The 19264-nt window shown below is 47.7% G+C and carries 15 protein-coding genes and 1 riboswitch; of the genes, 9 read left to right on the forward strand and 6 right to left on the reverse strand.

What is annotated here, in order from left to right:
• Window positions 1-1081: 1081 nt before the first annotated feature.
• Window positions 1082-2557 (forward strand): MFS transporter, encoded by a 1476-nt coding sequence (locus RJ60_RS05400; RefSeq protein WP_103134209.1) that lies wholly within the window; start codon window positions 1082-1084, stop codon window positions 2555-2557.
• On the opposite strand, the gene RJ60_RS05405 is transcribed toward RJ60_RS05400, so the two are convergent.
• Window positions 2554-4497 carry an ABC transporter ATP-binding protein gene (locus tag RJ60_RS05405; RefSeq protein WP_099830769.1) on the reverse strand — a complete coding sequence of 648 codons (1944 nt, stop codon included), beginning with the start codon at window positions 4495-4497 and terminating at the stop codon, window positions 2554-2556. The genes RJ60_RS05400 and RJ60_RS05405 overlap by 4 nt on opposite strands.
• Before the next feature lies 1 nt (window position 4498).
• Complete coding sequence (locus RJ60_RS05410) at window positions 4499-6229, reverse strand: ABC transporter ATP-binding protein (RefSeq protein ID WP_103134210.1); 1731 nt, start codon at window positions 6227-6229, stop codon at window positions 4499-4501.
• Window positions 6230-6395: 166 nt separating this feature from the next.
• Between RJ60_RS05410 and RJ60_RS05415 the strand changes: the two genes are divergently transcribed.
• Complete coding sequence (locus RJ60_RS05415; protein WP_099830771.1) at window positions 6396-7742, forward strand: patatin-like phospholipase family protein; 1347 nt, start codon at window positions 6396-6398, stop codon at window positions 7740-7742.
• Here RJ60_RS05415 and RJ60_RS05420 read toward each other — a convergent pair.
• The 4 genes from RJ60_RS05420 to RJ60_RS05435 form a co-directional block, all read right to left on the reverse strand.
• Entirely contained in the window at window positions 7660-8871 is a 1212-nt protein-coding gene (locus RJ60_RS05420; protein ID WP_103134211.1) for a hypothetical protein, read from the reverse strand. The genes RJ60_RS05415 and RJ60_RS05420 overlap by 83 nt on opposite strands.
• A 56-nt stretch (window positions 8872-8927) precedes the next feature.
• Entirely contained in the window at window positions 8928-10049 is a 1122-nt protein-coding gene (locus RJ60_RS05425; RefSeq protein WP_099830773.1) for a sugar phosphate nucleotidyltransferase, read from the reverse strand.
• 11 nt (window positions 10050-10060) lie between these two features.
• Window positions 10061-10540, reverse strand: coding sequence for a hypothetical protein (locus RJ60_RS05430; protein ID WP_258006192.1), 480 nt, complete (start codon window positions 10538-10540; stop codon window positions 10061-10063).
• A 180-nt stretch (window positions 10541-10720) separates the two neighbouring features.
• A complete protein-coding gene (locus tag RJ60_RS05435; protein WP_207759768.1) occupies window positions 10721-11194 on the reverse strand; it encodes a pyridoxamine 5'-phosphate oxidase family protein in 474 nt (157 codons plus the stop codon).
• Window positions 11195-11984: 790 nt separating this feature from the next.
• Here RJ60_RS05435 and RJ60_RS05440 point away from each other — a divergent pair.
• From RJ60_RS05440 to RJ60_RS05470, 7 genes are all read left to right on the forward strand, one after another.
• Window positions 11985-13793: a DUF2207 domain-containing protein gene (locus tag RJ60_RS05440; protein ID WP_103134213.1), complete on the forward strand. Its 1809-nt coding sequence runs from the start codon at window positions 11985-11987 to the stop codon at window positions 13791-13793.
• Window positions 13794-13941: 148 nt separating this feature from the next.
• Window positions 13942-14108, forward strand: a riboswitch (Lysine riboswitch).
• A gap of 79 nt (window positions 14109-14187) precedes the next feature.
• A complete protein-coding gene (locus tag RJ60_RS05445; protein ID WP_099830043.1) occupies window positions 14188-15153 on the forward strand; it encodes an aspartate-semialdehyde dehydrogenase in 966 nt (321 codons plus the stop codon).
• A 1-nt stretch (window position 15154) separates the two neighbouring features.
• On the forward strand, window positions 15155-15868 hold the full coding sequence (dapF, locus tag RJ60_RS05450; RefSeq protein ID WP_103134214.1) for a diaminopimelate epimerase: 714 nt from the start codon (window positions 15155-15157) through the stop codon (window positions 15866-15868).
• Window positions 15838-16719, forward strand: a complete 882-nt coding sequence (dapA, locus tag RJ60_RS05455) for a 4-hydroxy-tetrahydrodipicolinate synthase (RefSeq protein ID WP_099830041.1) — start codon at window positions 15838-15840, stop codon at window positions 16717-16719. Before dapF ends, dapA begins: the two co-directional genes overlap by 31 nt.
• The gene (locus RJ60_RS05460) at window positions 16716-17366 is read left to right on the forward strand and encodes a 4-hydroxy-tetrahydrodipicolinate reductase (RefSeq protein ID WP_099830040.1); all 651 of its coding nucleotides are present in this window, start codon (window positions 16716-16718) and stop codon (window positions 17364-17366) included. The genes dapA and RJ60_RS05460 overlap by 4 nt, the downstream gene beginning before the upstream one ends.
• Complete coding sequence (gene dapD / locus RJ60_RS05465) at window positions 17348-18055, forward strand: 2,3,4,5-tetrahydropyridine-2,6-dicarboxylate N-acetyltransferase (RefSeq protein WP_102819347.1); 708 nt, start codon at window positions 17348-17350, stop codon at window positions 18053-18055. Before RJ60_RS05460 ends, dapD begins: the two co-directional genes overlap by 19 nt.
• Complete coding sequence (locus RJ60_RS05470; RefSeq protein WP_103134215.1) at window positions 18056-19255, forward strand: aspartate kinase; 1200 nt, start codon at window positions 18056-18058, stop codon at window positions 19253-19255.
• Window positions 19256-19264: the final 9 nt, after the last annotated feature.

Genomic DNA, 19264 nt, shown 5'->3' on the forward strand with positions numbered 1-19264 from the left:
TTGCAACTGTTTCAAAGATCGAGATCCTGGCCTGAACATTGCCAGGATGACCTGAAGCAAGAAAGGACAGTCATCCCGTAGAGCCTGCCCTGATGTGCACCTGTTCAGGGTACCTGCACGGGATCTCGCCCTGAAGATCCGCTATACGCTTAAAAACAACGTTGTCCGTCAACGGTCTGCCGTCCTCCGAGAAGACCAAGTCCGCTGAACGCTTAAAAGCGGTGAACCCGCTGAACGCTGTGAAGAGCCGCTATACGCTTAAGATCAAGGACCCGCTGAACGTTGTTCAAAACAACGTTGTCTGTCAACGGTCAACCGTCCTCCGAGAAGACCAAGACCGCTGAACGCTGCGAAGAGCCGCTATACGCTTAAGATCAAGGACCCGCTGAACGCTGTTTAGAGCCGACTTTGTTGAAATCAAACCAGAGAACCTTTTTCTTAAGGAAAGAGCACTGTCGAGACGTTCGCTGCGCTCACGAGAAGGCGAGAACTCCCTCTCTCCTGTTTCTCGTCCTCTCTCCTCATCTCGTGCTCTCCAAGCTCTTCTTTGAAACAGACACCCTCCGCCACTTCGTGGTTCTCCTCCCTCAAGGGAGGACCTAAGATCATCATCCAAAGAGCTTGATAGGTCTTGAAGCTCTGCTCGGAGAACGGTGAACCGATAACGGATAACCTTTCTTATTCAACTTGCATCATGGAACTTGCAACTGATGCGTTTCTCGGAGGACGGTGGACCGTTGACGGTTGACCTGAGAGGCCTGCTGCGAAGCGTCATCACTTCCCCGGACGTTTCTCCGGGCATCACTTCCTCGCGCTAGCGAGCCTCACTTCCGGCGATGCTCTTCGCCGCATCACTTCCCCGGATGTTCTTTCGGGCCTCGCCTCCTGCCGAAGGCAGCAATGCGACCCGGTGTGATCTTCGCCAGCCTTGTGTGCGTCGATGTTCCTCGGCGCCTTGCATCCCTTTACTATCTGTGTACAGAAAATGAAACGAAAGAGTTTGGGATAGTGCCACATACGCGGTGCTTTCAATGATAAACTCTCAAGTGAATCAGCTGATTTTGATCTGGCGGGAGAGTCAATGGACGACTACCTGGGTTATAACAAACCGGAATACAGAAGAACTAGAAGACGTGCGATCTTCGAGGGGTCGTTCTTCAACATGGCCTTTCTGGTTACTCAAGGCTTCATAGTAACCGGTCTAGCTCTTGAATACGGCGCTTCTGAGATGCTAATCGCCATAATTGGAGTTCTCCCTACGCTTGCTCAACTAGTTCAGCTGCTTGCGCCATTCGTGATGAAGTTTTTCAAGGACAGGAAAAAGGCGATGCTTTTCAGCGCACTTATCGGGAGGATACCACTTGCCTTTATTCCCGTTACACTTGCCCTGGGGATCAAATCGCAATCGCTGCTGCTGATTCTCCTTTCTTCAGTTGCGTTTGGTAACTCTCTTGTGGGCACTTTCTGGGCTTCGATAATGGGAGACGTCATCGATCCCGAAAAGACAGGCAAATATTTTGGTAGACGTAATCTGATTCTCTCTCTGGGCACAATGCTTATCACTCCATTGTACTCGTTTATACTGGACCGTTATACGGGTTCTTTGGGATTTGTCATTGTAACTTCTATGGCAAGTGTATTTGCAGTAATAACGATTGTTCTTCTCAAGAGCTACTATGCTCCTCCAGTGAAGACGTTTGGCCAGGGAAGAGTATTCAAGGAAGTTTTTGCCAATCTCAAATTCAGGCAGTACTTGAAGTTTGCTGTAGTATGGAATTTTGCTATTACTATCTCCGGACCTTTCTACGCCTACCACCAGCTTGTGAACCTCGAGATCAGCTACTCGTATCTGAGTGTTATGAGTATAGTCGCCTCACTTGCCTCCATGATGATGTACGTTGTTTGGGGCAAGATATCCGACCAGATAGGACACCAGTCGGTTGCGGAGTTTGGAGTACTTGGAGCAACGATTCTCGCTCTTATGTGGATTTTTGTCACCCCTCAGACGGCTGCTATACTAATACCTGTCGATGCCGTAGTAACGGGAGTTGTTTGGAGTGCAATTAACCTGTGTGTCTTCACCATGATGATGGGGATGATCAGGGGTCACTCGGTGGAATCCTATGTGGCCGTTCAGGCATTCTTGAATGGTCTGGGTGCTTTGGCCGGCTCTCTCCTAGGAGGTTTTGTCGCTTCGTACTTGAAGGGAAAGAGTATGACGATACTGGGAGTAGACTTCTACGGCATTCAGGTGATCTTCCTGCTGGGCTCCTTCTTCAGGTTCATGGCGTTTCTTCTTCTCAAGAGAGTGCAGACGACAAAGATTAAGACTGTACCTCAGGTCTTCTTCAACGTCATGTCTACTGTGGGAAGAAGAATGGCTACGAGACCATATGAATTCCCCATGCTTCAACTCAGGCCTAAAAAGAGAAGACCTGAGGACGAGCCTTTGAAGCTCGACCTGCCTGCCTCTCTGGAGGATACAAGCGACATCGAAGAGAACACTTCCGAAGAACCCAAAGACGGCGCTGACCAGGAAAAGAGATCAGACTCCTAAGCGATATCTCCAAGCTCGTACTGCAGTCTGTGGAGATCCGAGTATATTCCTCCCTTTGAGAGGAGCTCATCGTGAGTTCCCGACTCTACAAGCATACCTTTATGAATCACCATTATTCTGTCTGCATTTCTTATGGTGGAGAGCCTGTGAGCGATCGTGATCATTGTCTTCTCTTTTGAAATTCTCTCCATAGCCTTCTGAATTAGAGCCTCTGTCTCTGTGTCGACATTCGCAGTCGCCTCGTCGAGAACAAGAATATCCGTATTGAAGGCAACGGCCCTGGCAAGCGCAATCAGCTGTCGCTCTCCGGCAGACAATGTGCCCCCTCTTTCAAGGATTACTGAATCGTATTTATCTGGAAGGCGATCAATGAAGTGATGAGCATAGACGTACTTTGCAGCCTCTATAGCCTTCTCCCTCGAAATCGTCTCGTCGAAGAGACGAATATTATCGAGAATACTTCCTGAGAAGAGGAAGACATCCTGTAGTACAACTCCAACCTTCTTACGTAAACTCTGGAGATTGTAGTCGTAGATGTTCTTGCCATCTATCCTTATCTGGCCGGCCTGAATCTTATACAGTCCGGTGAGAATGCTGATGATCGAGGTCTTGCCGGCTCCAGTTTCGCCGACGAAGGCGATCTTCTCCTTCGGTTTCACCCCAAAGCTGATGTCCTTCAACACTTTGTGCTCACCGTCATACGCGAAGGTCACATTTTCAAACTCAACGCTTCCTTCGAGCGCCTTCGTGGCAGCCTTATCGGGATTGTATGTCTCTTCGTTCTCGTCCATCAGCTTAAAGATCTTCTCGGCCGAGGCAAGCGCATTCTGTACAATGTCGTACTTTTCTGCGATGTCATGCAGCGGTCGGAAGAACATATCGATGTACGAAATGAAGGCAACAAGCACTCCGAAGGCCAGCGTGTTTCCCAGAATGCTTTTTACGCCAAACCAGATAACGATAGCTATGGTCACATAATAAAGAAGATCCAACAGCGGTCTGAAAATGGCAAATACCCAGAGCTGTTCCATAAGGCTCTTTAGGTGGCTCTTGTTAACCGAATCGAACTCGCTCTTCTTCCTAACTTCCTGATTGAAGACCTGGGTGATAGACATGCCGGAGATATGCTCGGCAAGGAAGGCGTTGATTATCGCAAGGCGCGTTCTCACCTTTCTATAGGCTATCCTGTCGAAGTAACGGAAAACGAAGATCGCTCCCGCAATGATCGGAAGAATGGCCACTGTGATCAATCCCAGGTAAGTAGATAGGTTAAGCATTATTATGATGATTCCTCCCAGCAGGAGGACGTCTTTCACCATCGACGTAATGACGCTTGTAAAGAACTCGGCAAGATTCTGCGTGTCGTTAGCAACCCTAGTCGCCAATCTTCCGCTGGGATTCGTGTCAAAAAACCTCATCGGCACTCTCAGAAGATGCCGGAAGAGGTCCACCCTGATACCATGAGTTATCTTCTGTCCCATGTAGGATGTTGCATAGACCTGCCCGTAATTGACGAAGAAAAGCGAAACGAGGATCAGGATCATGAAGATTGCTATCTGACCTATCCCGTTAAGGTCTTGCACCCTCAAGTCTCTGAGTTGTTCTTCGGTTATCGGATAACTTGTCGTACCGTCGGTCACACTGTAGAGACCCGACTCATCCTGTTGGAGATAGAAAACTCCTTCATCGGATTCAGCGAAGCTAAAGGAACCGTTTTCTTCAACCACGACCAGCGAATACTGATTGTCCATGTAGTTGTCTATTGCTCTTCTCATCAGGAGTGGTGGAAGGAGATCAAGCACCGAAGAGGCTCCGATCAAAATCAAACTGAGAATCAGAATAGCGACATAGGGCTTCGTATACTTCCACAGCCTGAAGACGACTCGCCAGTCTTCAACCTTAAGTTTCTCTTCTACTTCGCTGTATACGTTTTCGGCCATGCTATTCCTCCTCGAGCTTTTCTTCTAACATCTGTCTCTCGTACATCCTCTGGTAAAGGCCTCCGCCCTGAACTAGATCGGAGTGTACGCCCCTCTCGACTACCTTGCCTTCATGGAGCACATAAATCTCGTCGGAATCCACCACGGCCTTTAACCTGTGAGAGATGACGATTATCGATCTGGTGTCCTCGGAGTCCTTCAAGGATTTTAGAATCTCCGTTTCAGTCTCGGTATCGACGGCCGAAAGGCAATCATCGAGCACAACGAGCGGTGCCTCCTTTATGAGTGCCCTCGCTATAGAAATCCTCTGTTTCTGACCTCCCGAAAGGGTCACGCCTCTCTCACCCACAATGGTTTTGTACCCATTGCTGAAGCCTTCGATATCCTCATGAATCGAGGCGATGCTCGCGTACTTTTTAACTTCTTCGTCGGATATTCCCATGTCTCCGAAACGAATGTTGTTTCCAACGGTCTCGGAGAAGAGAAAGGTCTCCTGCGGAACGTAAGCAACATTTTCTCTTATCGCCTTAGGTTCCAGTTTATTTATATCCACTCCATCTATGAACAGCATCCCTTCGTCAACGGGGTACAGCCTGGCGATCAATTTTGCAATCGTCGACTTTCCCGAGCCAGTGGTTCCGACGATGGCTATCTTAGAGCCGGGTCTGACTTCGAAATCAATGTTTTCAAGGGCAGGTCTGCTTCCGGTCGGGTAGGTGAAGGTGAGGTTCTTCATGACTATATGACCTTCAAATTCGTCGATTTTTACAGGGTCATCGGTAGTTATGTTGTTATCTTCTTCAAGGACTTCCATAAGCCTTCTGTAAGAGGCGCGTCCTCTCTGGATGATGTTGATCACCCAGCCAAAGGCCGTCATCGGCCAGATCAGCATTCCCAGGTACGAAGTGAACGTGATGTACTCTCCTAGAGTTATCTGACCCAGTATTACCATGCGTCCTCCAAACAATGTCGCCAGCACAGTACCAAGCATAGAGAGAGTTTGAATCAACGGGAAGAACATTCCCCAGACCCTTACAAGAGCCATGTTCTTCTCTACATACATATCTGACTTATCGGAGAGTGTTCCATTTCTAAGGTCCTCGATTCCGTAACTCTTTATAAGCCGGACTCCTGAGATGGACTCTTCAATTGTATCTGTAAGATCGGAAAAGGATGCCTGGACCATTTTGAATCTCTTGTGAATCATCTTTCCAAAGAAGGTTGAAACGATAGCCAGCGCCGGAAGCGGAGCGATTGAGATCCATGTCAGATTCCAGTTCGTGAAAAGCCCCATTGCAAAGATCGTTACAGTTACGAGAAAGACGGCATCTATGATCATGACAATCGCAGGACCCATAGCCATTCTTACGGCATTCACGTCGTTCGTAAATCTGGCCATAAGATCGCCGACCCTCGTCCTGTCATAGAAGGTTGGTGGAAGCGTCAGAAGCTTCTCGAAGAGAGTCTTTCGAGTGTAGTACTCGAATTTTCTTGCCGCCCCCATTATGAAGACCCGCCAGAACAATCTCGTTATAAAAAGTCCGAAGGCAACCCCGATAACGGCAAATATAAGCAGTCTGACAAAACCTAGGTCCTGGGCACCACCTCTGATTTCATCTACTATCAATCCAATCACTCTTGGAGTAATCAACATTAGTAAATCGACAAGAATAAGAAAAATAGCGCCATAAAGGTACCTTGGCCAGTTGTGTTTCAGGAAGTCTCTTATCAAAACAATCGCCTCACTAGTCCGGTAAACTAACTTAATATGATACACCATTTCGAGAGAGAACTCGTGATTGGTTCATTAAATATGGATTCTGAGTCTCTTCCTTTCCAATGTATAATAATATCATCAAATTCTTCATACAACTTTGGAGAAATCTGGGGGAAGAGAAATGAGGAGAGCGCTTCTAGTTTTCTCGGTAGTTCTACTTGCGGTCACTGCTGTCTCGGTCGCTGTGGTTTTTTCTGGCGGTGGAGGTAGAGGTGCTTACGAAATCGGTGTTTACGGAGCCATGCTTGATCTCGGTTTGGAAATCGATGCCATTTACGGCTCCTCTGTCGGAGCAATCAACGCGGCCGGTCTTATCAGTGAGGGCTTTGAGGCTGCGAGAGATGTGTGGTGCAGCATAGATTACCAAGAGCTTATGAATGCCTCTCCTCATTTGTACGAACTGATCCAGGGAAATCTCCTGGGCCTCGATGCGATGGAGCTAGCTTCGGCAATGAGAACTCTCACCTCCGAAAATGGAATAGACATAGAACCCATGAGAACCAAGATGAAAGAAATGATCGTTGAGGAAAAGGTGAGAGCAAGCAATATAGAACTTGGAATCGTTCTCTACTCTCTCAGTGGCTTGCGACCTTACGCAATGTACAAAGACCTCATCCCGGAGGGAAAACTGGTCGATTTTGTTCTGGCAAGCGCGAACTTTCCCGCCTTCGCGCGTGAAGAGATAAACGGAGAGGTTTTCATAGACGGAGGCGTCTATTCTAACTTACCTCTTTTCATGGCAAAGGAGAGAGGCCACGAAGAGGTTGTCGCAGTCGACCTTATTGGAATCTACTTTGGAGAAGCTCTCGCTTTTATAAACATCTTCACCGATGGAATGAAGGTCACGTTGATAGAACCTTCAGAGCAATTTGGGACAGTAATGACCTTTGATCCTGAGGTCTCGAAGAAGTATCTTATTTGCGGTTATCTCGATACAATGAAGAAGTTCGGTGTTCTGCGGGGTGATAGCTATTTCATTCTAGGAGATGAGGATCCCTTGAGAGCCCATTTTCTTTCACTAGAAGAAGAATCGAGAATTGAGGCGCTAAGACTTCTGGGGCTTGTAGGTGTCGAAGGCGAGACGGCAGAATACCACTACTACCGGGAATTCATTCCCTGGCTGGAAAGCATTGTGAAGCAGCCCTACTCGAGAACCTGTCATCTCGTTACCGGAATGCTCGAAGAGATGGCTGCCTTTCTCCAGATCGATAGACTGGCTCCCTACTCGCCATCAACTCTAATGTACGAAGTCATTACGGCGTTCAGCGCAGATAACTTTCAGAGCGAAAGGGATCTCACGTACCTGACCAGATACAAGAAACTCTTTGTTTTTCTCGAATTCATAGACGATCGGAAGCCCTGCACATCGGAACTTTCCAACGAGTTTAGATCCTTTGCAGAAGAGTTTCAGGAGTCTGTTGGACTTTTGGAACAAACTTGCTCGCAGCAATCCCGTATATCTCACTGAGTGAAAGCGGTCTCTTCAGCAGACTCTTTCCGTAGACTATGTAATGTTTGTACTCCTGGCCTCCGGCGCGCCGGGCATTTGCGATCATCCTGGCGTTCATTGAGCTGATGGATGATCCTTCGATCTCTTTGAAACCCATATTCTGGATATTTCTGTACGCTCTCAAGAACATGGCCGAAGGCACGCCCTTGTTTCTGAAATCGGGAACGACAAAGAGTATCGCCGCCCTCACCCGTTCAAGAGACTTTCTCTTACTAAGCAGCTTGTACCACCCAAAGGGAAATAGCTTGCCGTCAATCTCGCGAATGAGCGGGCTGAAATCCGGCAGCGCAACAAAGTACCCTATTGGCCTTTCTCCTGATCTCGCGATGATTACCATTCTCTGATCGGCTACCGTCCTGAGTGTCTTGGCCATATCACACAGTTCTTCATATGTGGGAGGAAGAACATCCTCTTCCCACTTCGGAATAGCTTCTTCCATGATCTTCTGAAGATCCGCGGCGACATCCTTTAGCCGCTTGAAATTGGCCTCTTCAACGCGGAACCCGTAGCGATCCATTGCGATCTCGGTAAACTTTATCTCGCGCTCGGATATGACTTGCTCAAGATCGTATCTGAAGGCAAGATATTTCAAGTAAATATCGAAGTCTTCAAAAAAGTCAACATAGTAGGGGGGATTGTAAGGCATCATAACGGCGGGCGGATCTTCGAAGTTATCTATCAGTAGCCCTCTATAATCGTCGCCGTTAGTAGGGGAAACAGGTCCCTTCAGATACTTCATGCCCTTGCTCTTTGCCCAGCTTTCGGCAGTCCTAAGCAAGGCGTCGGCAACGGCCCTATCGTTTACCGACTCAAAGAGCGTGAAGTATGCATGCTCGACAGATTTCGCACTATTCATTACCTCTTCGATGCCCACTGCGATCCTTCCTTTAACGATATTTCCTTCTTTGGCAAGGAAGAAATCGTGTGGACCGTTGGCAAGGAGCTGTGAGCTTTTGCTCTTCAATACCGCCTTAATCTCGTGGCTTAGGGGAGGGACCCACAACGGGAAATCAAAATAAAACTTCTTGGCAAGATCTATGAATTCTTTCCTGTCCCGCTGACTCCTGACTTTGACTATCTTCAACATAAGGCAACTCCTCAAAAAAACGTATGGACAATTGTAGCACGATTAAAGATAGCTCTCTAGTGGACAGTGGAGTTGCCTTCCAAAGACCTCACATCCGAAATGTAATTCTTGAGATTCGAGTCGGCGATACTTCCCCCACTCCCGTCTACTGTCACGTAGTACTCAGATGTGATCAATAAATTCTTTCCCTTGAAACCGGGTTTGATCCGCGTATAGTCTCCCACAAAGACGTTACTCAGTTCAACGCCGCTGTGGATTTTGCAGTTGGATCCAATCATTACCGGCCCTTCAAGCTTCACGTTCTTCTCTACGAGAGATCCCGCACCTATAAACACGGGCGTAATTATCTTCGTAGACTTCTCCAGAACCGAACCCGTTCCTATCCACAAACCTTCGGTAACTTGCTTTCCAGAAGGCTCAAAACCTCTTATTTGACCTCTTAGAGCCATCCCAAGGATTTCAAGATAGTCCGAATTCCGCCCTATATCGTACCATTCGATCTTCGTGTCCAGAGAGAAGACCCGCTCCTTCTTCTGAACAAGCAATGGCAAGAGTTCTCCCCCGATGTCGAAAAACTGTTTGCTTGGGATGTAATCGAAGACTTCAGGCTCAAAGATATATATACCTGTGTTTGCCAGATTAGACCTTGCTTTGTCAATCGGTGGCTTTTCCTGGAAGGACTCAACCCTTCCCGAAGAATCGCTAACGATAATTCCGTAATTCGAGACCTTCTTCGTCTCGACTTCCTTTGAGATTATTGTTGCCATAGAATTGCTCGCTTTATGAAACTCGTATGCTTTCGCGATATCGAAATCGACAATAGCATCTCCGCATAGCACAATAAAAGTCTCATCGAAGAATCCAGACTTTTCCTGAATCTTCTTCAGTCCGCCTGCCGAACCTACGGGCTCCGGAACGAGCTGGCCATTCTCAAAGTGACCTTCGAAGGAGTAACCTATTCTCACACCGAATCTGTAGCCGCTTCTCATATAGCTCTGAAGGACTCCGGCAAGGTGTGAGACGTTAACCATTATCTCCTTCACATCATACTTTGCAAGTAGTTCGACAATGAATTCGATTACAGGCTTTTCAATAATGGGAAGCATCGGTTTTGGCAGCCTGCTTGTTAGCGGTTTAAGTCTCGTCCCCGCGCCAGCTGCTAAAATCATGGCTTTCATCCAGACTCCTCCTATCTCTTAACAGATCTCAGATTTTTGTAGACTACCAACCCTCCAACTGCAAGCAGCGAGATTCCTATGAAAATCCCAAGCACTTTCGGCGCCAGTGCTATGAGCAGAAAGAGCATGGAGATTGCCGATAAGAACGATGCTGCAACCAGAACGCCATTATCCTTTTCAACTCCGGCAAAATACGACTGAAAGAGGCCAACAGCAGGAGCGGCTATGAATAGCGCCCAGCCGCCTCTCATTATGAAGCCCGGGAAAATAACATTAAAAGTCAGGATTACAGCGACCGTTAGCAAAATGCCTGCAGGCACAAAGAGATTCTTGTCCCGTCCAGTGAATGCTCTGTATTCCATGAAAATCCCAGGAATCCAGATAAACAATAGCCAGAGATTGAAAGTGAACGATCTGACAAAAATGATTAGGATCCCAAGCAGAATCATTATGGCTCCAATTATAGTTCTCATAAGAGCGTTCCTGTTCATCAACCATCGCCTCCAGTTAGTTCATTCATCGGAATTATAACAAGAAGAGATGCCTTTACGTATTCAAATCAAATACCTGAACCTTTAGATAGGCTTCCGATGAATGGACAGAATACTTAATACGGGCAAACCCGATCAATCCATTTTACTGAGCAAGAAAAACCAGAGAACGACTGCGAACTACTTTATCGATGATTTTCCTGTCAAATGAAGGATATCGATACGGATAACACAGGTGGCCTTCAAGGCGTTTTTAATCTCCTCTACTCCATCCTCAACGTAATCTGCCGCATACTTTGAAAGGAGCTTCATTAAGGCCTCTGTCTTCTCCCCATCGTCTTCCAGTATCGAGGCCCTTCCAAAGGCGATGGCGCTTCTAAAGATCGTAGAAAAAGACTCCGGAATCACTTTAGAGGACTCAACAACACAGAAAGAAACATTGGGGTTTTGAGAAAGGTTGTCAAGCTTGTGACCGGTGGTGGCGCAGTGAAAGAAAATGCAATTGTTTTCGTACGTGTAGTTCACGGGGATCCCGTAGGGCATCCCGTCTATACCTACAGTAGATAATACCCCATAGGAAGCGTTTTTCAGAATTTCACTAGCTTCGTTCAGCGACAGCTCCTTATCCGATCTCCTCATCTTCCTGAACTGCAAAGTTTTCACCCCCCCGAATGTCTCCTTTGTATTGTACCTTACAAGGCAAAGACAAAAGGCGATATTGGTCCATCGTTGACGTTACATCGTATCGTCGTCTGGAAAGCCCCGCCGATCGCTGGAATAATCGCTTTTCGCTGGTCGCTGAGTGCTGTTTAGAGCCGACTTTGTTGAAAGCAAACCCGAGAACCTTTTTCTTAAGGAAAGAGCACTGTCGAGACGTTCGCTGCGCTCACGAGAAGGCGAGAACTCCCTCTCTCCTGTTTCTCGTACTCTCTCCTCCTCTTGTGCTCTCCATGCTCTTCTTTGAAACAGACACCCTCCGCCACTTCGTGACACTACTCCCTCAAGGGAGGACTTAAGATCATCATCCAAAGAGCTTGATAGGTCTTGAAGCTCTGCTCGGAGAACGGTGAACCGATAACGGATAACCTTTCTTATTCAACTTGCAACTCGCCACTTGCAACTGTTTCAAAGATCGAGATCCTGGCCAAGAAGCACGAGGATGACGAAGTGAGCTGGTTCTGATAAACTGGATTTCGTCATTCTTTGCGTGATAGGGGTTCTAGCTCTTTGATCTTGACCAACCACCAACCACGTACGACCAACAACTGCTCTTAGCCCAGCCTTGCGTCCCGAGACGGTTTTCTGGGCTTGGGCTCTTTACAGCGTACAGCGGGTCTCCGTTCTTAAGCGATCGGCGGCTCTTTGCTTGCGTCAGCAGACTGGCTCATTCCATTTTTTCTAGGTACGATAGTGTAAAATGCAATAAGGGGGGAGGTGGCAGTAAGTGAAGAAGATAGTCGTCAGAGTCATTGCTGGAATTGTTCTGGGCCTGATTAGCTGGGGAGTAGCAGTGTTCATCTTCAGCGATGGAATTGGAGAGTCTTTCTCAGCAATAACGTCGGTAGAAAAAGTAAATGTCTTGATGGAGATTGACCAGAACGGCCTGCTTACGGTAACGGAGACCATAGACTACGTGTTCAACAAAGCTTATAGAGGAGTGTATAGAGAGCTTCCTGCAGACAGAGCCGGAAGTCTGTATAGCTCAATTGAGGTAACAGCTGTTGGCAAAGAGATCAAGTATATTGAGTCTATGGGCAGCGAGTCGTCACGATCAGTTAGGGTATGGTTCGTTCCTTACAATTCTTCGAGCGTTACCCCAGTCAAGGGAGAAGAGAGAGTAAGCGTCACTTACAAATACACTATTCGAAGAGCCGTGGAGATAGGCACTGACATTGCCCAGATTTTCAGAAAGGTATGGGGTGAAGATACAGCAAGCTGGGTAGGAGAGATTACCGCGAAGATTGTGTTTCCTCAGAATCTAGATATTCTTGACTTTTTCACGCATCCGCCTGTCGAAGTCAATCGTAGTGGAAATACTTTCGATCTGAAAGCAACGAATATACCACCGATGACGTATGTTGAGTTTAGGGCAGTCATTTCAAAGGAACAAGCAAACGCAATGAATATGAGGAATATAGCTCTTGGTGGAGCATTTGATAGGAAATTCATCGATGAAGCAGAAAGGGAAGTTAGTCTAGTTGTCCTCTTTGGAAAGTGGATAATCCCGATTGTAATCGGCTTGCTCACTCCGTTCGTCCTTATTAGGACTCATAGAAAGCATGGGAAGGAAATAGATATCGGCTACTTCGCCGAGTATGAGAGAGAGCTTCCGACGGACGATGCTCCAGACGTAATCAACGCTGCCGTCAAGAACTTAGCCGGGTTTGTCGACAACGACGGAATTGGCTCCACGATTATGGAGCTGTACAGAAAGGAATACATCGATTTTCAGAAGGGGAAGGGAGACAAGGTAGAGGGAATTGTAATAAAGAATCGAGACGACACAAAACTAAGACCGACCGAAGCGGCCTTCCTGAAATTCATTGATAAATACGACAAGGATGATGTTTTCAACTTCAACGATGTTAAAAAAGAAGTGACGAAGAAGCAGTCCAAGGCGCGTGTTTTCACAAGCGAATTCTCAAAATACAAGAGCAAGGTCAACGATACGGTACGTAAAATGCATCTTATAGATTTGAAGGGCAAGTCAATAGTAAACGGATACTCATTCCTGATGCTCGTTGTATGTGTGCTCCTTCTTGTTTTCTATTCAAAACCTGACCTTGCCCCCATGCGTCTCTTTTCACTCGCATTCTACGGAGTGATCTGGACGGTTAGCTGGGTCATCATATTCCTGCCGAAAGACGTTTTCGGAAGATGGACAAAAGAGGGAAGGCTCTTCTATCTCAGATGGTTGGGTCTGAAGAAGTATTTAGAAGACTACTCCCTCCTGAATGAGAAACCACCCGAGTCAATAATCCTCTGGGAGGAGTATCTGGTGTACGCAACCGCACTCGGCATAGCGGACACCGTAAGGAAGAATCTAAACAAGATCGTGCCTGAGGATGTCTGGAGAGAACAGAGCAGACATCCATACATGTACTATCCCGTTACAGCATATGCCGTGAGCTCCTTCACAGGAGTAACAAGGGCGGCCTCTTCTGCTTCAAGCAGTGGTTCCGGCGGAGGAGGTGGATTCAGCGGCGGTGGCTCTGGCGGTGGAGGCGGTGGAGGCGGAACCGGAGGCTTCTAGCAGCCCGAATATCGTCAGCGCTCCTCGGCTACAGTAAGCTGGTGCTAGATGAGGTTCAGTAGCGAAGTTCAATTGAGATGATCAATTAACCTTATGTTTTCAAAGGGCGAGTTGGTCTCGAGAGCACCGTGATATAATCAATCGGAAGTTACCCAGCGGAGGAGCACCCAAGATCAGTAGACGTTCATCAGGGGATTGGAACGGATCGAAAGGCGAGGGTGCCGAAGAAGGCGGAAGCCCCAGCGACCGACTTCTGGGCATACAGGAAAGACCTGTATGACTGTCACGAAGATTGCGTGGAGAGCCGGTGGGTTTGGAATAAGACATTATTTCAAACCATTGAAGTGTTCCCGTTTTCTTCGGGAGCACTTTTTCTTTTTCAGGAGGTGGTTAAGTGCGACTCGCTATAGTAGGCGCTACCGGGGAAGTGGGCCGAATGATGTTGAAGAAACTTGAGGAGGAGGGATTGGCTTCGGCAATGATCGACCTCTTTGCTTCCAGACGCAGCGCCGGAAAGAATCTAGATTTTGCAGGTGCGAGACTTGAGGTCAAAGAGCTTCGCGAAGATTCATTTGACAAAGGATATGATTACGCTCTGTTTTCGGCTGGGGCATCCGTTTCGAAAAGCTTCGCTCCCATTGCCTCAAGAAAGGGAACAGTCGTAATAGACAATTCTTCGGCCTTCAGGGCAAATCAAGAGATTCCGCTTGTTGTACCCGAGATCAATGGGCATCTTATCGAAGGCTACAGGGGAATCATCGCCAATCCAAACTGCTCAACCATTCAGATGGTTATTTCGCTAAGCGGGGTTTATAAGAATTACGGAATTAGGACTATTGTTGTATCCACATATCAGGCGGTTTCGGGGGCGGGGAACAAGGGAATCGCAGAGTTGGAGGATCAGGAACGAGGAGAAGTCACTCCTTCTGTGTTTGTGAGACAGATACACAGAAATGTTGTGCCGGTGATCGGCGATCTGCTCGATTCCCGGTTTTCTTCAGAAGAGGTGAAGATGGTTAATGAAACGAGAAAGATCTTCGGAGACGATTCGATTTCCGTTTGGCCTACAACGGTGAGGGTACCAGTTATTCATGGCCATTCTGAATCAGTTTTCTGCGAGACTATCAGACCATTTTCACTTACAGAACTCCGCGAGACTATCGAGCGTTCTGATCATGTAGTTTACTCCGAGGAGCATATCACTCCGCTCGAAATAGCGGGCTCCGATCTCGTCCATGTTTCGAGACTCAGAAGCTTCGACAGCAATCGTTTCCTACTCTGGAACGTGGCGGACAACATCCGGGTAGGAGCCGCTACGAATGCCGTTAGGATTCTGAAAACCCACATAGGAGGCGCTTGACATGAAAGGGGCATATTACTCGGCAACAGGAAACACCTTTCTCGTAGTCGATTCGAGAAACATAAGTTTAAGTGAAGAGGAAAAGCGTCTGCTCGTTCTCAAGTATGTTGGTGAGAGCGATGGTGCGATCTTCGTGGAAAGCGGCTTCATGGATTACTTCAACCGTGACGGTCTTAGAGCCGCCTTTTGTGGAAATGGAGCAAGAACCTATGTTCATTTCATTCACGAGAAAGAAAACTCTGGGTCAGTTGAATTCTCGTCACATGCAGGGGTCATTTCAGGGCTGGTGGAAGACGTGGTCTCAGTGAAGATGCCCCCACCCCGCTTTCTTGGTTCCTTTGAAGAGGAGAAGTATCGCGGGGAGATATTAGTTGTGGGCGTTCCTCATCTCGTAATGGAAGGCAGCACAGAAGCCATTGATTGGGGTGCTCTTCTTCCACTCAGACATCTGTATGATGCAAATGTCAACATATATAGCGTTATCGAGGCCGGAAATCTAAGAGTTCGCACTTTTGAACGAGGTGTCGAAAGAGAGACGAGTGCCTGCGGAAGCGGGGCTACTTCAGTTGCGTGGGTATACTCGAGAAAGACAGGCCATAACAAGGTCGCTTTGCAGGCCAACGGAGGACTTCTCACTGTAACCTTCAGAGACGGTGCCGCATATCTGGGAGGAGGTGTAGAGAAATGTTCAGAGGAACTGGAACTGCAGTTATAACGCCCTTTAAGAACGGTAACGTAGATTACGAGGCCTTCAGAAGATTTCTTCAATTCCAAATGGAAAACGAGGTAGATGCGCTTGTAGTACTTGGCACAACCGGTGAATCTCCGACGATAGGTGATTCCGAACGCTCTCAGCTGATAAAGATAGCGGTGCAGGAAGCGAATGGGCTTATACCTGTTATCGTAGGAACCGGAACGAATTCGACTACGAAGAGTATCGAACTGTCGATGAAGGCGTTCGACGATGGTGCCGATGGTGTGCTCGTTGTTGTTCCCTACTACAACAAGCCCACTCAGGAAGGTCTTTACAGGCATTACGGAGAGATCGCCACGCGCGTGCAGGGGCCGATAATCATCTACAACGTTCCCGGAAGAACCGGAGCCAGCATGCTTCCGGATACTATCTTGAGGTGCCTCGAGTTCGCTAATATAGTTGGAGTAAAGGAAGCAAGCGGAGATCAGTATCAGGTGGATTATCTTATCTCAAGTCTCAAGGAAAGGGAGTCCACGTTCAAAGTTTTGTCGGGAAATGATGATCAGGCCTTTCACCTCTGTTGCAGCGGTGGAGACGGTGTAATATCGGTAATCTCCAACATCGCACCCTGGAAGACTTCAACGATGATTCGATCCATTCTACTTGAAGACCTAAAGACTGCCAAAGACTTACATCTCGAGCTACTTCCGATCATGAAGGCATTGTTTGTGGAGTCGAACCCCATACCCGTCAAATATGCGCTAAGCCTAATGGGTTATTGCGCAAACGAACTTCGCCTTCCTCTCAATGAGTTGTCCGACACGAATCGAAAGGTTGTGGAACGTGCTATGAAAGAGAGTGGTGTGCTGTGAGATATGGACTAATCGGCTCTTCTGGAAGAATGGGAAAGGAGATCATTGAAACTTTCAAAGGACATGACCTCGCTCTTGAGGTTAGTGACACCGGTATATTCAGGCACGGGGAACCCGAAATCATAATAGATTTTTCGAATCGCGAAGCTTTGAAGACCGCAATTGAGATGGCTTATCAATTCGGTGCAGGAATCGTTACAGGAACGACTGCTCTAAACCAGTCAGACATTGTCGATCTTAGAAGGCTCGCAGAAAAGGTCCCGGTAGTTCAGAGTTTCAATTTCTCCACCGGTATAAACCTACTGAGAATGATCTTGAAAGAGTATTCATCTCTGCTGGAGGAATTTGAAGCAGAGATAATTGAAGTCCATCACAGCGCGAAGAAAGACGCTCCTTCCGGTACCGCTATCATGCTTAAGGAATCCGTAGGGAGGGATCTGCCTATCCATTCTGTACGGACGGGAGGCATCCCCGGAGACCACACAGTGTTTTTTGCCAACGAGGGAGAGGTTATAGAGATAAGCCACAGGGTCATCTCTCGCAAAGTCTTCGCTATAGGTGCACTGAAGGCTGCAATGTTCTGCGCTGAGAGGGAAAACGGTTTCTACTCCTATGAGGAGGTTGTCAGATGGATGCAGAAACGATAATAAAAATGATAAAAGACTCCAAGAAGAAGACGCCTTCTGTTTGCTACCTTTGCGGTGATCTCGAAGGTTTCAGATCTGGAAACACCACGTTCATTGGAGGAAGGCATTTCGGCATCATCTTTGGTGACCTGAAAGAGATAAGAGAAATACTTGAAACGAACTCCGAAAAGATAACCTCTCACTATCTCGAGGTGAGGGCAAGAAACTCTGCTCTTCCACTGGCTGAACTCGAAAATTATCGTGCAAGGATAGAACCAGGTGCAATAATCCGAGAAACGGTCGAGATCGGAGACAACGCAGTGATAATGATGGGAGCCGTAATTAACGTTGGAGCTGTCATCGGTCGTGAAACAATGATAGACATGAACGTAGTTGTCGGAGGTCGTGCGATAATCGGTGCCAACTGTCATATAGGAGCCGGTGCCGTAATTGCCGGAATTGTCGAGCCACCAAGCGCTACGCCTGTAATCATAGAAGATAACGTACTGGTCGGAGCAAATGCGGTCGTTCTAGAAGGCATAAGGATAGGAGAGCACTCGGTGATTGCAGCGGGAGCGGTTGTGACTAAAGATGTACCCCCGCGTTCGGTTGTGGCCGGAATGCCGGCGAGGGTGATAAAGCAGTTCGACGAGAAAACTGCGAGTAAAACCAGCCTCGTCAAAGAGCTGCGCGAGATTCGGGAGAGCTAGATGATTGTCCAGAAGTATGGAGGCTCTTCTGTCGCCAATGCAGAGAGAATAATGAACGTTGCAACAAGAATAAAGAAACGAGTAGATGACGGCGAAAAGATGATCGTTGTTGTTTCGGCTATGGGAAAGACAACCAATGATCTGATTTCCATAGCCGAAAGCCTGACTCCTGTCCCTGATGAGAGGGAGCTTGCGATGCTTCTTGCGACAGGAGAACAGGTTTCGGCGGCGCTTCTTTCTATAGCTCTTCTTAGTATGGGTGTCCGTTCGATCTCGCACAACGCAATGCAGCTTGATATAAGCACCGTTGGAGATTTCAGCAACGCAAGAATCGCAGATCTTAACCTCGAAAAGATGTATGCAGAACTTGAGAACTATGATGTGATAGTCGTTACAGGTTTTCAAGGTGTCGATCGCGATGGGAATCTTACTACCCTCGGGCGGGGAGGATCGGATACTTCTGCTGTCGCGATTGCTGCAAAGGCTGGGGTCTCATGTGAGATATTCAGCGATGTCGCCGGAGTCTATACCTGCGATCCCAAGGTTCACAAAGATGCGAGAAAGCTCCAATTCATTACATATGACGAAATGCTGGAAATGGCGGCTCTAGGGGCAAGAGTCCTTCACTCGAGATCGGTGGAGATAGCAAAGAAGTACAACGTTGAGATCCTTTGCCTGTCGTCATTCAACGAAGAAGGAGGAACCAGAGTAGTGAGCAGGCTTCCCGAATGGCTGGAACAGCCTGTCGTAACGGGTGCTACGATAGACACAAACCAGCTGAAGATAACGATAAACAAATTGCCCGGAAATACGGATGTTGTCAGCAAGATCTTTCAGGCCGTTGCAGGTTCGAATTTCAACGTTGACATGATATCTATTGTGAATGACAACGAACATATACACCTTGTATTTACTGTTCTCTCGGCCAGTCCGGCGGCGATAAAGAGGACTATAGAAAACGTCCTTGTAGATATCGACAACTGGGAACTCGCAATAGATGAAGATGTTGCGAAGATATCTACGGTTGGCGTCGGCATGAAATCGAGCGCAGGGGTAGCCGCCCGTTTCTTCCTTGCACTCCAGAAGGCTGGGGTCAGGATAATCGCGACTACTACGTCTGAAATAAAGATCTCCGTTCTCGTACCGAAATTACAGGCAAGCACAGCCCTGAAGGCGTTGCTTGACGAGTTCGAATTGTGAGCTGAGTAC

The organism is Mesotoga sp. B105.6.4 (genome assembly GCF_002896535.1).
Taxonomy (GTDB): domain Bacteria; phylum Thermotogota; class Thermotogae; order Petrotogales; family Kosmotogaceae; genus Mesotoga.